This is a genomic window from Dyadobacter sp. CY356 (assembly GCF_021440195.1).
GTDB lineage: Bacteria > Bacteroidota > Bacteroidia > Cytophagales > Spirosomataceae > Dyadobacter.
This window is the reverse complement of the sequence record NZ_JAJTSZ010000008.1, coordinates 1-12,655: the sequence shown is the minus strand read 5'-3', so window position 1 is coordinate 12,655 and position 12,655 is coordinate 1. Positions and strand designations below refer to the sequence as shown.

13 protein-coding genes and 1 rRNA gene are annotated in these 12,655 nt (G+C 37.6%); 6 read left to right on the top strand and 8 right to left on the bottom strand.

The window, feature by feature from the left end; genetic code table 11:
* Positions 1 to 124: 124 nt before the first annotated feature.
* Positions 125 to 1,438, top strand: a complete 1,314-nt coding sequence (locus tag LXL81_RS22400) for a Fic family protein (protein ID WP_234649029.1) — start codon at positions 125 to 127, stop codon at positions 1,436 to 1,438.
* 41 nt (positions 1,439 to 1,479) lie between these two features.
* Here LXL81_RS22400 and LXL81_RS22395 read toward each other — a convergent pair whose 3' ends face one another.
* A complete protein-coding gene (locus tag LXL81_RS22395) occupies positions 1,480 to 2,547 on the bottom strand; it encodes a fatty acid desaturase (RefSeq protein ID WP_234649027.1) in 1,068 nt (355 codons plus the stop codon).
* Between the two features lie 661 nt (positions 2,548 to 3,208).
* Between LXL81_RS22395 and LXL81_RS22390 the strand changes: the two genes are divergently transcribed.
* Entirely contained in the window at positions 3,209 to 3,556 is a 348-nt protein-coding gene (locus tag LXL81_RS22390; protein ID WP_234649025.1) for a hypothetical protein, read from the top strand.
* Positions 3,557 to 3,615: 59 nt separating this feature from the next.
* Here LXL81_RS22390 and LXL81_RS22385 read toward each other — a convergent pair whose 3' ends face one another.
* The 3 genes from LXL81_RS22385 to LXL81_RS22375 all read right to left on the bottom strand — a co-directional run bounded on the left by LXL81_RS22385 (position 3,616) and on the right by LXL81_RS22375 (position 6,377).
* Positions 3,616 to 4,857, bottom strand: coding sequence for a GAF domain-containing sensor histidine kinase (locus LXL81_RS22385; RefSeq protein WP_234649023.1), 1,242 nt, complete (start codon positions 4,855 to 4,857; stop codon positions 3,616 to 3,618).
* Positions 4,858 to 5,123: 266 nt separating this feature from the next.
* Complete coding sequence (locus LXL81_RS22380; protein WP_234649021.1) at positions 5,124 to 5,891, bottom strand: DUF72 domain-containing protein; 768 nt, start codon at positions 5,889 to 5,891, stop codon at positions 5,124 to 5,126.
* Between the two features lie 9 nt (positions 5,892 to 5,900).
* Positions 5,901 to 6,377 (bottom strand): hypothetical protein, encoded by a 477-nt coding sequence (locus LXL81_RS22375; protein WP_234649019.1) that lies wholly within the window; start codon positions 6,375 to 6,377, stop codon positions 5,901 to 5,903.
* 190 nt (positions 6,378 to 6,567) lie between these two features.
* Here LXL81_RS22375 and LXL81_RS22370 point away from each other — a divergent pair, with 190 nt between their 5' ends.
* Complete coding sequence (locus tag LXL81_RS22370) at positions 6,568 to 6,981, top strand: ester cyclase (protein WP_234649017.1); 414 nt, start codon at positions 6,568 to 6,570, stop codon at positions 6,979 to 6,981.
* 228 nt (positions 6,982 to 7,209) lie between these two features.
* Here the strand turns inward: LXL81_RS22370 and LXL81_RS29080 are convergent, their stop codons facing one another.
* Together LXL81_RS29080 and LXL81_RS22365 are read right to left on the bottom strand one after the other, a co-directional pair.
* The gene (locus LXL81_RS29080) at positions 7,210 to 7,344 is read right to left on the bottom strand and encodes a hypothetical protein (protein WP_255713867.1); all 135 of its coding nucleotides are present in this window, start codon (positions 7,342 to 7,344) and stop codon (positions 7,210 to 7,212) included.
* A gap of 142 nt (positions 7,345 to 7,486) precedes the next feature.
* The gene (locus LXL81_RS22365) at positions 7,487 to 7,672 is read right to left on the bottom strand and encodes a hypothetical protein (protein ID WP_234649016.1); all 186 of its coding nucleotides are present in this window, start codon (positions 7,670 to 7,672) and stop codon (positions 7,487 to 7,489) included.
* A 302-nt stretch (positions 7,673 to 7,974) separates the two neighbouring features.
* Here LXL81_RS22365 and LXL81_RS22360 point away from each other — a divergent pair, with 302 nt between their 5' ends.
* Together LXL81_RS22360 and LXL81_RS22355 are read left to right on the top strand one after the other, a co-directional pair.
* Positions 7,975 to 8,883, top strand: coding sequence for an AraC family transcriptional regulator (locus LXL81_RS22360; RefSeq protein WP_234649014.1), 909 nt, complete (start codon positions 7,975 to 7,977; stop codon positions 8,881 to 8,883).
* Between the two features lie 81 nt (positions 8,884 to 8,964).
* A complete protein-coding gene (locus LXL81_RS22355; RefSeq protein WP_234649012.1) occupies positions 8,965 to 9,966 on the top strand; it encodes an aldo/keto reductase in 1,002 nt (333 codons plus the stop codon).
* A gap of 519 nt (positions 9,967 to 10,485) precedes the next feature.
* Here LXL81_RS22355 and LXL81_RS22350 read toward each other — a convergent pair.
* Positions 10,486 to 11,337 carry an NAD(P)-dependent oxidoreductase gene (locus LXL81_RS22350; RefSeq protein WP_234649009.1) on the bottom strand — a complete coding sequence of 284 codons (852 nt, stop codon included), beginning with the start codon at positions 11,335 to 11,337 and terminating at the stop codon, positions 10,486 to 10,488.
* 233 nt (positions 11,338 to 11,570) lie between these two features.
* Between LXL81_RS22350 and LXL81_RS22345 the strand changes: the two genes are divergently transcribed.
* Entirely contained in the window at positions 11,571 to 12,440 is an 870-nt protein-coding gene (locus tag LXL81_RS22345) for a cation diffusion facilitator family transporter (RefSeq protein ID WP_234649007.1), read from the top strand.
* Between the two features lie 99 nt (positions 12,441 to 12,539).
* On the opposite strand, the gene rrf is transcribed toward LXL81_RS22345, so the two are convergent.
* Positions 12,540 to 12,651 (bottom strand): 5S ribosomal RNA (gene rrf / locus LXL81_RS22340).
* Positions 12,652 to 12,655 lie beyond the last annotated feature (4 nt).

Genomic DNA, 12,655 nt, shown 5'->3' with positions numbered 1-12,655 from the left:
TAATTTGGTCGTTAAAGATCTGCACTCCTTTTCAAATTCTTAATACAGACACCCAATAATTATCCGGTATTTATTATTTTATCTGCTATGATTAAATAGCTTTACATAAAACATAGTATTGCGGATGGGATCAATAGAAAGAGCTTTGCAACTGAAGGAAGAACTTGATTCTTTAAGACCAATCAGTGCAGCGCAGGAATTAAAAATCATGCAGAAATTTCGGCTTGACTGGAACTATCATTCCAACAATCTGGAAGGCAATTCGCTTACCTATGGAGAAACCAAAGCACTTATTCTTTTTGGTCTGACTGCGCAAGGAAAGCCTTTGAAAGATCATCTTGAAATAGAAGGACATAATGAAGCAATTGAATGGGTTCTTGATATTGTCAAAGGAGAATATCCGTTGGCGGAAGCATTCATTCGTGAAATCCATTCGCTATTATTAAAGAAATCTTACACGGTTACTGCCATTACAGCTGAAGGTTTGCCAACAACAAAACGTGTTGAAATTGGTAAATATAAAAGTCAACCAAATCATGTTTTGACAAGTACAGGTGAAATCTTCCGTTTCGCCTCACCAGAAGAAACGCCGGCCATGATGGGCGAATTGATCGATTGGTATCGTAATAAAATTAATGGCACTAATATCAATCCAATTTTAATAGCAGCAGAATTTCATTATCGCTTTATCCGAATTCATCCTTTTGACGATGGGAATGGACGAACTGCCAGAATCCTAATGAATTTTATTCTTATGCAATTTCATTTTCCACCAGTAATTATAAAAACTGATGAAAAGAATAAATATTTTTTTGCTTTAAGGCAGGCTGATAGTGGTATAATTGAAGCCTTTGTCAATTACATCGCGGATAATTTGAGCAATTCTCTTGAAATCATGATTCGTGGCGCGAAAGGAGAAAGCATTGAAGAGCCGGATGATTTGGATAAAGAACTGACGATTTTGGAAGCTAGGTTGAATAAAGGGAATCAGGAGGTGGAGAAGACGGTTGAGTTGATTCATGACTTGTATGATCAATCGATTGTTCCCTTTTTTTATAAGCTTATTGGAGGTTTTGAAAAATTTAATAGGTTTTATCTAAGGACTGATTATTTTGTTAAAATTGATAACATTTCCTTTCAGAATTTAGATCACGCTTTACCAACTATCGGAAATAGCATATCCCCAGACACCGTCTCATTTGGAATACATTACCATTATAACAATTTTATTAATTCTGGTGTTGGTAGTTTTGGTTATAACTCTCATTTCGATATTTTTCTTCACAAAAACTCTTATATAATTGTTGATTTAAATAAGACAAAAAAACTCGAAAAAACATACAACGACCAACTAACCCAAGAAGAGATCAACACCCTGGTCAACGAAGAACTAAAACGTCACAAAGACTTCATAGAACAAAAAATGAAGAATGCATAACCGCATTCTTCATTTTTATAATTATCACTTTGAAATAATTTCTATTCAACTTCCACCTTTTGCTCAATTGGTGTAACCCTGTTTTTCTTCGCCAGATATGGCAAATGATACTGCTGTTCAAACTGCTTTTTAGAATCTGTGTACGAACTCACTGCACCAATGATATTCATGAATTTGATATAATAAAAAGCCATATCAATCTGATGTGGTTTGAAACCGCTTCGTGCACTTTTTGGAAAAAGGTGGTGGTTATTATGCCATTCGCCGGCAACTAACCCAGGCCAAATCTGATTGATTGATTTGTCTTTGGAATTGTAATCAACACCTTCCTGCTGCTTGTCTTCACCTTTGCCATGGCCTTCATAATTGAAAGTTCGCACACCAACGGCCCAAAAACCTGCGGCACCAAATAGCGTACAGGCCAGCGCGTGTCCGCCTATTAAATAAAATGCAGTATACCAGAATGCCCAGTTAAGTATCCAGGATAGTACGGCACTTCCCGGATTCACATAAGAGCCCCATTTTAAATATTGGGCATATGTATTTCCAGTGACACCCGTATGTTTCATCAACGATTTTACTCGATCATAATCTGCTTCACTTAAATCCTTTGCAATGGGCTGATGATTTACATCGGCAAGAAAACAATATAGAAACCCCGCTTCGGCATTATATGGGTCGCCGGGCTGGTCTGATTTTGCGTGATGTACGTGATGAGAAACAACATAGATTTCTTCCGGTATCACGTTGATTGTCAGGTTTTGTGTAAAAAACCGCCAAAATTTATTTTTAAACTTATAGGCTCCATGCGTGCAATATCTGTGATGCCAGATGGTACCGTGTGTCCCCATAATGATCATGCTGTACAAAAACGCAGCAATGAAAAGAGGCCAGCTCAGAAATTTGAAAAGAAAAAGAAAAAAGAAAGGTATCAGGCAGAAAACTTTTAGCCAGCTGAAAAACGGCAGCCAGTTTTTTCTATCAGCAAATACATTAAGTCTTGTAAAAAATTCTTTAAAAATCTGACCGGCGCCCGGTTTAACTAAATTGCCTTCATTGTCCTTCCATCCATAAGAAGGAGGTTGTAATACGTGATCCAAAAATGCCATTGAGTTATTCTATTTAAAAAATTTACAATCCATAATTTTACTGACTATCTTGAAACATGGTGGAACTTAAAATCTACTGTTCCCAAACTTGATTTTCAAAACGGGTAATTCCATCGTAATTACGCACCTATCGCTATTTTTTTCTTTCAACCCTTCGTCCATCTTCTCACCTGTAAAAACAACGCCGCTTGAAAATTCCAAGATTTAACATTCTGACTTTTAAATAATACCAAAACTTTTATGAAATATTTTTATTGTTTATCTGCGCTTTAAAAATAAAATTCGAAAGTAATATTTTTCACACAACGCGTCAATCAGTTAGCTGAAAATAAATTTTTTCAAAATAGCATTTTTTTAGACTGATATTTAACGTTCAGCAATAAACGTAGATCTAATCTTTTAACCTATTATCCCTACCAGTATTAAAACATTAATAATCATGCCACAAAATATCCAACTCAATCCAAACCCCCGGAATGGCGGGATAATCAGTTTTGTTTGCATGGCATCCTAAAATCTATACGGTTTCCGGACGCTTTCTGTGTCAAAAAAGCCAAAGTATTTTAGATAGAAGAATTTAATTTAAGTGTGACAAATCTATCAGGTCTTTTGAAGCGTAAGTTATTCTAAATTGTTCGATGTTCAACGAAAACCATTTGGAATGACAAACGAGGAATATTATGGTTTATTCTCAGAAGCAATGAATAAGAAAAAAATAATTCGCTACGAAAATAGCAGCAGCAGGGACGATTACTATATTTATGCTATAAGGGAAACACCGGAGGGATATGTCTTCTTTTGTTTGATGGAAACTTTTTTCAAGGCAGGTGACAATCATGAAGGCTGGAAAACGGGTTCACTTTCCTCTTATCATGAGTTTCGATCCATCAGAGGGGCTACATTTTCATCACTAATTTTAACAGACGAGATTTTCACACCAAAGAGTAATTATAAAGAAAAAATACCCGTGTTGGCCCACAAGGAAGCACTCTGGTTAACAGTCAATTAAAATGAATAACCTAAATTAAATACGTGTCAAAGGGTGATCCCAAACGGGGCACCCTTTGTTTAATTTTGGGGTAATTCTACACGAAATACTGCACCTTCCCCTATGCCAGAGGTTATGGAAAGCTTGCCTTTCAAACTTTCGATCAGATGTTTCACCAGGGCCAGCCCAAAACCGTAACCATGTTCTCCCCCCGTTCCATCCGTCGTTCCCGATGTGCCGGCCAAAATTGAATCAATGCCATTCTGATCAAGTCCTATTCCGCTATCTTTTACTTCGATGACCAACGTTGTAGATAAGTCGTTTATCAACAGATCAAGTTTCACCGTAACTTCTCCCCCCACAGGCGTGAACTTCATCGCGTTGGAGATAAGATTCCCTGCGATTTGCAGCAGTTTATTTTTAGAAAAAGGTACAGATTCAGTATCTGAGGTTGTTAATACTTTAAAACGTATGTCTTTATTAACAGCCTGCGGTTTATAAAGTTTTTCAAGCTTATCTTTAAAAATCAATAAATTGAAATCATTTACAGAACTTACCGCCCCTGCATTTTTTTTCTGGGGCTTGTGGGCACTTAAAATCTCTTCGGCCAGATCTAAAATGGAGTTACCGCTTTTGTGAATAAGGTTAATAAATTCAAGTACCTCCTCCATACGATTATCCTCACCCTGATCACGTATGATTGAAGCCAGGCCGATAATTCCACCCAATGGACCGCGGATATCGTGCGCAACTTTTTGCTGCGTATGATGAGATTCCAAAAGTCTGTTTTTTAAACTTTCCAACACCTTCTGCGTTCTGAGTCGCCCTACAATTTCGTCGGCGATAATTTTCAGGAGCTCTACTTTCTCAGGATCAAGGACTCTCTTTTGTTGATCAAGCATACACAAAACCCCGATATTGAGGCCTTTTGAAACTTGCAGCGGAATACCGTAGTAATAACTTACATTTGGCTCGCCGGTTACATAATTCTTGTCTTTAAAACGTTCATCCGATTTCAGATCATTCACCTCAAAATGTTCATCAGTCATAATGGTATACTGACAAACAGTATCCTGCCTCAGCATCTGGTCAATATCCAATCCATAATTTGAGATTGTCCATTGCGTCAGCGAATCAAGCATATTCAACATTGAAATACTGGTTCCAGCTACTTTGGCGGCAAGTTTGACCAGATCTTTAAATTGAATTTGCGGATCGGAAAAGTCCATATCCAGCTCGGAAAGGCTTATGATCCTTTCCATTTCATTTTGTGGTATTGGAATTTCAGACTGAATTAATTCTTCCTTAGCGTTGAGTTCCATGAAATACTTTACTAAATTTTGATACCTGCGGCTAATTAATACCTAAAAATGGTTAATCACAAGCAAATCAAAAATATTTTTTCAGGATAAAAACGCATCTTTCAATACCGCTATTCAACAACGTTTTTATTTAAACTTTAACCAGAAATCTTTATACTATATCAAGCATAACTTAATTATATTATAATCGGTCTATTTACATTATAATGATGATTTTTTAATGCTATAACGAAAGCTGCGTTGAAGACACGATTAGTATAATACTTTTAAATAGTATAATTAGTAACCATAGTATTAATACTTACCAGATTTTTGACCGCATCGCCTGCTGTGTTATTAAAATAGCAATACACATCCTTTCCTTCAACGTTCCATTGATCAATCATTTCAGCATAATCACTCAACAGGTCATCCTCATAATGACCTTTATAGTCTCCACTGGGACCATGGAATCGTAGATATTTGAAACTTTCAGGGGTTTCTATCAATGGCGTCGCCGATTTCGGTTTGTCGTGTATCACGATGGATGCGTCAAATTCATCGGCCATTTCATAAACCTCCTCATGATACCAGGATGCTTCCCTGAATTCTATTGCTATTTCCCACAGACCATCTGTATCCGCTTCACGAATAGTTAATAGAAGCTTTTGCAATCTGGAAAACAAATTAATTTTAACACTTGGCGGAAACTGAACCAGCAAACATGCTTTTTTATTTCCAACATTATTAATGGTTTGAATAAAACGAAAAACATCATTTTCCTGAAATTCAAGCCCTTTGTTATGCGTTATTTCGCGCCATAATTTAAATGTAAAATGGAAATTATTAGGTACACTCCCAGCCCACTTTGTTACCGTAGACGGCATTGGAATCTTATAGAATGAACTATTGATTTCGACACTGTTAAACAGGGATGCGTAATATTCCAGCCGACTTTTTTCTTTAAATTCGGCTGGATAATACTCTTTATTAGGTACAGGAAGTACCAACCCGCTGGTTCCGGAAAAAAATGCGCCTCTGCTCTTTACGCTCATATTTTGGTACTAAAAATTGAGTAGTGTTCTAAGATTTTTATCTGATACCTTTCCTTTCAGAGCTTGTATGGTTAACGCAGTAACAAGTCCGCCGGCAAGATACCAGGCGACTGTTAGTATTTTTGTTTTGGTTGTTTTAGTTACCGGTGCATCATTCAAACCCAGGGGTTTTGTAAGTAAAACTGCTCCCAGTCCGGCTGCAAGCCCATAACCTGCTCCCCGAAACAAAAGATTTTTCTTCTTGCCCACACCAATGGCGCTGAAATATACGGCATTGCTGATCACATCCGCAGCCAGCGTCAGGCCAAATAACTTTTCGCCTTTGGGTGCTTTCAGACCTACACTTTCTACTGTTTTAGTTAATGCCTCTTCCCCGACAAGATCAACACGCGGCGCTTCACTGTCCAGCCTTTTGTAGCTTTCGTGTAATATATTTAGTGCCAGTGCACCGGCTAAACCTCCGGCTATATTTTCAATATCTTTCATGGTCAAAGAATTTAATGTGTCTTGGTTTATAAAATTCAGATCAAATTCCGTTCCATGAGAAAATGTTCTGTAAATTTCCCAGCGGATGTTATTTAACCTAAATCCATGTTTTAAATTAAATATTACATCACTTAGAAGATACGATTCATTATAAACCTTGCGGTTAAAACATATAAATAAAATTACATCAATGGAAACTGCCGAAAAGAATAAAGAACTTGTTTTAAGGTTCAATAAGGAGGTTATTGAAGAAGGAAATCTGGAAACTTTTAACGAATTGATGGACAAGGATTTCATCAATCATTCCGCACGGGAAGGCGCAGATAATGGTTCGGGTGGTATGATTCATACTTTCAATAACATTCTCCGACCTGCTTTTCCTGATTTGAAAGTAATCATTCATGCGCAGGTTGCAGAAAATGATATGGTAACAACCAGAAAAACCATTACCGGCACCCACACGGGAACGTTGTTTGGTATAACACCGACAGGAAAAGAAGTTGCCATTGATGTTATTGATATTGTAAAAATCCGTGATGGAAAATATTTTGAACACTGGGGACTCAATACATTACCAGCCGTTCTCGCCAGGCTATCTGAGTAACGCAATTTTTTTCAACCCAAAAATGAATCCGGGAATTTCCGGATTCATTTTTGGGTTGAAATCTATTAGATAAAAACTAAAATTCAACAGGTTCCGGAATCTCTTCTTTCCATTTCAATTTTGAAAAAACGTCATTGATCCAACTTATCCTGGAATCAAATGCCAAAAAGTAAAAACCAACCAAGGGGCATAATGCACAATTTTTTGTATTGATTCCGTTATAAAATTTTAACGCTGCATTACTCTTTCCATCATCCACCCGGATGCTGCAATGGCAGAAAATATTGCCCCGGCAATCCTGATAAAAGAATAGAAATAACCTTTACTTAAAATAATCTGCCAGGGAAATTTGGCGAAGATCACAAAAGCTGCATCAGTTCAATACTGAGATTGAAGCCGGGAATACTCAGTCCTAACTGATAAATATCAAGATTTAAATTGATCAGTTTTCTGGCAAAAAGCCATTCCATGAATCAAACCAAAACCCGCAGCCACGTTACCAGATTCACTTTAAATGGAAAAATCGTGTTGCTCCTGACGATGGAGCCGGTGAAGTAAGCGGAACCTGGGTTACAGCCAGAAAAATCAGTACAGAAGTTGGATTGGCAATATCAATTGTGTTTGACGATATCAATATTGCCATCGAGCTGATACCAAGTAATGGCGGAAAAATAATAGAAGAGGTTGACAAACATTTAACTGAAATTACTGCACAATTAAGTGATCCACATGGCAATCTATGTGGCCTTTATCAACATCCAAAGGATTAAATTCATTTATTTAACAACAAAATGTTATTCGATCTAGGCCATTAAAAGTTCAGAAGTCTAACGCTACCTTAGTTAATCAATTGGAAGAAAACTTTCCGTAAAATAATTAATCAAGAACATTTTACGGAACAATAAACATGAAACTGACATTTAGTAATAAATTTGTTAGTTAGAAAATATCTTATTCACTACCCTCCAACGTTTGATTTTTATAACTTAAACAATGACTAATTCAGAAACTGTTCAGGAATTTTACAGTCGTGTTCCTGCTGCTAACCGACTTGATTTGCCGATGAACAATGCCGGCGCAGGCCATTTTAATGTCTTTTCAAGAGAATCCTGTACGCTGATCACACCATATAGCCGCCGCGATTTTTACAAAGTATCCCTAATTATTGGCACCGGCAAACTGCATTATGCAGATAAGTGGATCGCCATTGACAGACCCGCCCTACTCTTTTCAAACCCGGTCGTACCCTATTCCTGGGAAGCGGAATCCAGGGTTCAACAAGGCTGGTTTTGTCTGTTCACTGAGGCATTTATTCAACCGGATGAACGCAACCAATCCTTACAGGAATCCCCATTATTTAAACTTGGTGGAAATCCTATATTCTTTTTAGACGACCTTCAATTGGAAGAAGTCTCAGGAATTTTCAAAAAGATGATGCGGGAAATTACTTCGGAATATACGCATAAGTATAGTTTGCTAAGAAATTACCTTCATCTGATCATTCATGAAGCCATGAAAATGAATCCCGCGGAGAATTATGAGAAACACATCAATGCTTCGTCAAGGATCACTTCGCTTTTTATTGAACTTCTTGAAAGACAATTCCCAATCGACACGCCCGAAGCTGCCCTGAAAATGAAAACAGCAAATGATTATGCTCTCAATCTTTCAGTGCACGTAAACCATTTAAACCGTTCGGTAAAGGAAACTACCGGGAAAACTACCACAGAACATATCGCTGCTAGAATTACCCGTGAGGCCCACGCTTTATTACAGCATACCGACTGGGATATTTCTGAGATAGCTTACAGTCTGGGTTTCGAGTATCCTGCTTACTTTACCAATTTCTTCAAAAAACACACCGGCGTTCCTCCCGGCGAAATAAGACATCCGGCTGTTTGAATTTTATAAGCATATGTTTGAATATGATAAAACCCTTGAAGATATATCCAGGTAATTTTGTTCCAACAAAAATCAGGAATTATGAAATATAGAAATCTTGGGACAACAGAAGAAAAACTTTCAGCCCTGGGGCTTGGTTGCATGGGAATGAGCTTTGCTTACGGCCCTACTGACGACGAAGAAAGTATCGCGACATTACATAAAGCGCTGGATTTGGGAATCAATTTCTGGGATACTGCCGACATGTATGCCAATGGTTTAAATGAAGAACTTGTATCAAAAGTACTGGTACCAAACAGAGATAAAGTCTTTATTGCCACCAAATTCGGGTTCCGATTTAAAGGTGACGTTGCTGGTCCGAGCAATGCCTCCGGGACCTATTTTGACGGTTCTCCTGAATGGATAAAAGTGGCGGTTGAAAAAAGTCTGAAAAGGTTAAAAATAGATACGATTGATCTTTACTATGCCCACCGGGTGGATAAAAATGTGCCAATTGAAGACACTGTCGGTGCCATGGCTGAACTGGTTAAAGAAGGAAAAGTGCGCTATCTGGGATTAAGTGAGGCTTCGGCAGAATCTATTCGCAAAGCACATGGTGTTCACCCGATTTCAGCTTTGCAAAGTGAATATTCTTTACTGACGAGAGACGTAGAGGGCAAAATTTTATCAACCGTTCGTGAGCTTGGTATTTCACTTATTCCTTATTCGCCGCTGGCCAGAGGTCTTGTAACAAATAAACTGGATCTGAGCACCCTGGCTGACGATGATTTCCGTAAATCATTGCCTCGTTATCAAAAGGAAAATGAAGACAATAATGCAAAACTGGTTGGTGGATTTGCAGAGATTGCCACAGACAAAGGCTGTACACCGGCTCAACTGGCACTTGCCTGGGTTTTGGCGCAGGGAGAAGATATCATTCCAATTCCGGGCACGAAAAAAAGAAAATATCTGGAAGAGAATGCCGGAGCCGTCGATGTAAACTTATCCGCTGAGGATCTGAAAACGATTGATGATTTGATTGAAAGGTATCCACATACCGGTGAACGTTATAATGAAGGTTCTATGAAATTGGTAAATAACTAGTTTATAGAATATGAAGCTTACAGAGCGCAGGCAGATTTATTCTGTTTGCGCTTTTTTGTTGCTCAAAGATCTACCTAAAAATTAAATCCTTACATTGAAACAAAACCATAATGAATACATCACATTGCGCAGATTTGCCGTTTCACCTTCAACTAGTTACCTGCAATTTTGAATTATACTGAAAGTTTGAAAATAATTATAGAAATCCCAAAGTAACAAATTTAGAATAAGGTTTTGGAGTATAGAAATTAGTGATAAAGAATAATGTTCCGAGAACCGGGACGATATTTTTAAACCTCATATCAAATTAACATTTAAGATTTGGATAAATCTACAAGCTTGCTCACCTTCCTTTTGCCAAGGCGATATTTTTTAATTGCACTTTTGTGAAAATTCATATTTCAAATTATTAATCAAGATTTTAATAAAAAAGAGGATATGTAAGATTCAGAAAACTCGGGAATAATTTGATCTTACGTGGCAAAAGTTGCTCAATTATTTTTAGTTGTCTTATTCTACTTACCTTATCTGTTTAATCACAGAGATAATGTCCTGCTCTCCAAAAGCAGATTCAGCTTCTTGAAAAGTTTGAAAAACTGTTTTACCCAAAGGTGTATCTAATCCTTCTGCTTTTGCCAGCCGCAGATCTTTGGCAATATGTTTTAATGCAAAAGCTGGTTGATAATTATCATTCATGATAGCCTCTCCCTTTATTTTACCGAATACATTTCCTAATGCGCTGTTATTGACAATAGTCAGTAAATCGTCGGTAGAAATTCCATTTTTATTGGCAAAAACTATCGCCTCCGCCAGCCCCTGTGCGTGAAATGCTAGTAAAGTATTGACAGCAAGTTTAGCTGTATTTCCTGCACCATTTTCGCCTACACGTAAGGTAAGTTTTCCAAGTTTTTCCAGAACAGGTTTAGCGTTATGAAATATCTCATCATCGCCGCCGACCATAATGACAAGTTGTCCTTCTTCTGCTTGTTTGACACTACCCGAGACAGGTGCATCTAAATAATAATTCCCTTGTTTCTTACACAGATCAGCAATTTCACGACTGATTGCAGGAGAAACTGTACTCATATTGATAATGATTTTATTGATAGCTCCGGCACTTAGAATTCCCTGGTCTCCTTTAAAAATAGCATCGATGGCTTTGTCATCCGAAACCATGATAATGATTAAATCTGTTTGCTGAATTAAATCGGCTGGTGTATCTGCTATGCCAGCTCCCAACGCCTTCAAATCCTGCTCTTTTTCCTTACTCCGGTTAAAAACTGTTATGGAGAAACCAGCTTTTAATAGTTGCCCAGACATTGGAATTCCCATTTTCCCAAGGCCAATCCAGCCTATTTTAGAATTGTTCATGTTTGTTCAGTTTGAAGTTTTTATGTTTAAATGAAGTCTAAAAATTTAAGCTGCAAGGTAAAAAAGAAGTTGTCTGTATCCGCAGGATATTATGGGTGAATCTTAAATTTAGTATTACATATTTTCAAAAAAGGAATCATTATCCAAATAGTAAATTTACCTTAGTGCAGTTTGAAAATACTCCCTCAGGGACTGAGATGATATATTAAGGATAATAGAAATTCAATTTGGCAATGACAAATGAAGAAAAGGCAGTTAATGCAACCTATTTCAGTATAATAGGTAATACATGTTTGGCGGTTATCAAAGGACTTGCAGGTTATTTCGGTAACTCCTATGCGCTCATAGCTGATGCAATCGAATCAACGAGTGATATTTTCTCATCGCTTCTGGTGCTTTTCGGTATTAAATACTCCAACAGGCCTGCCGATAAAAACCACCCTTATGGTCATGGCCGCGCTGAACCCTTAGTTACATTTCTGGTTGTTGGTTTTTTAATTACCTCTGCTGTGGTGATTGCTTATGAAAGCATAGAAAATATTCGTACCCCGCACGCTTTGCCTAAACCATTCACGCTTTTTGTTTTGGCAGGTATTATCATCTGGAAGGAAATTTCATTCAGGCTTGTAATTAAAAAAAGTATCGAAACCAATAGTTCATCTTTAAAAGCAGATGCATGGCACCACAGAAGTGATGCCATTACCTCTGTGGCTGCGTTCATAGGGATTACAACTGCTCTTATTTTAGGAAAAGGTTACGAATCAGCTGATGACTGGGCTGCATTATTTGCATCAGGATTTATACTGTATAACAGTTATTTAATTTTCCGCCCTGCTCTTGGCGAGATTATGGATGAAAATATTTACGATGATTTAATAGAAGATATCAGGCGAATCTCATTAACCGTGGAAGGAATATTGGGCACTGAAAAATGCCTGATCAGGAAATCCGGAATGAAATATCTGGTCGATTTACATGCAACCGTGGATGCCAGTATTTCAGTTAAACAAGGACATATTCTTGCACATAAATTAAAAGATAGGTTGCAGATGGAAATTCCTGAAATAGAATTTATTCTTATTCACATTGAACCCTTTGAATAGTCTTAAATCTTTGAAGTGATCCGTTTTCAGGTTGATTGTGATTATGCACAAACAAAAAAATCCCATCTCTTATGAAGATGGGATTTTTTTGTAATGGTATTGTGGCGACTACCTACTTTACCAGGTTTGACCCAAGTATCATCGGCGGTTCTGGGCTTAACTTCTCTGTTCGGGATGGGAAGAGGTGAACACCAGGCCAATAGTCACCAACAAGA

What these genes read in the sequence shown, in the direction of transcription:
- LXL81_RS22400 (WP_234649029.1), top strand. Translation starts at nt 125, where the DNA reads ATGGGATCAATAGAAAGAGCTTTGCAACTGAAGGAAGAACTTGATTCT.
- LXL81_RS22395 (WP_234649027.1), bottom strand. Translation starts at nt 2,547, where the DNA reads ATGGCATTTTTGGATCACGTATTACAACCTCCTTCTTATGGATGGAAG.
- LXL81_RS22390 (WP_234649025.1), top strand. Translation starts at nt 3,209, where the DNA reads ATGACAAACGAGGAATATTATGGTTTATTCTCAGAAGCAATGAATAAG.
- LXL81_RS22385 (WP_234649023.1), bottom strand. Translation starts at nt 4,857, where the DNA reads ATGGAACTCAACGCTAAGGAAGAATTAATTCAGTCTGAAATTCCAATA.
- LXL81_RS22380 (WP_234649021.1), bottom strand. Translation starts at nt 5,891, where the DNA reads ATGAGCGTAAAGAGCAGAGGCGCATTTTTTTCCGGAACCAGCGGGTTG.
- LXL81_RS22375 (WP_234649019.1), bottom strand. Translation starts at nt 6,377, where the DNA reads ATGAAAGATATTGAAAATATAGCCGGAGGTTTAGCCGGTGCACTGGCA.
- LXL81_RS22370 (WP_234649017.1), top strand. Translation starts at nt 6,568, where the DNA reads ATGGAAACTGCCGAAAAGAATAAAGAACTTGTTTTAAGGTTCAATAAG.
- LXL81_RS22360 (WP_234649014.1), top strand. Translation starts at nt 7,975, where the DNA reads ATGACTAATTCAGAAACTGTTCAGGAATTTTACAGTCGTGTTCCTGCT.
- LXL81_RS22355 (WP_234649012.1), top strand. Translation starts at nt 8,965, where the DNA reads ATGAAATATAGAAATCTTGGGACAACAGAAGAAAAACTTTCAGCCCTG.
- LXL81_RS22350 (WP_234649009.1), bottom strand. Translation starts at nt 11,337, where the DNA reads ATGAACAATTCTAAAATAGGCTGGATTGGCCTTGGGAAAATGGGAATT.
- LXL81_RS22345 (WP_234649007.1), top strand. Translation starts at nt 11,571, where the DNA reads ATGACAAATGAAGAAAAGGCAGTTAATGCAACCTATTTCAGTATAATA.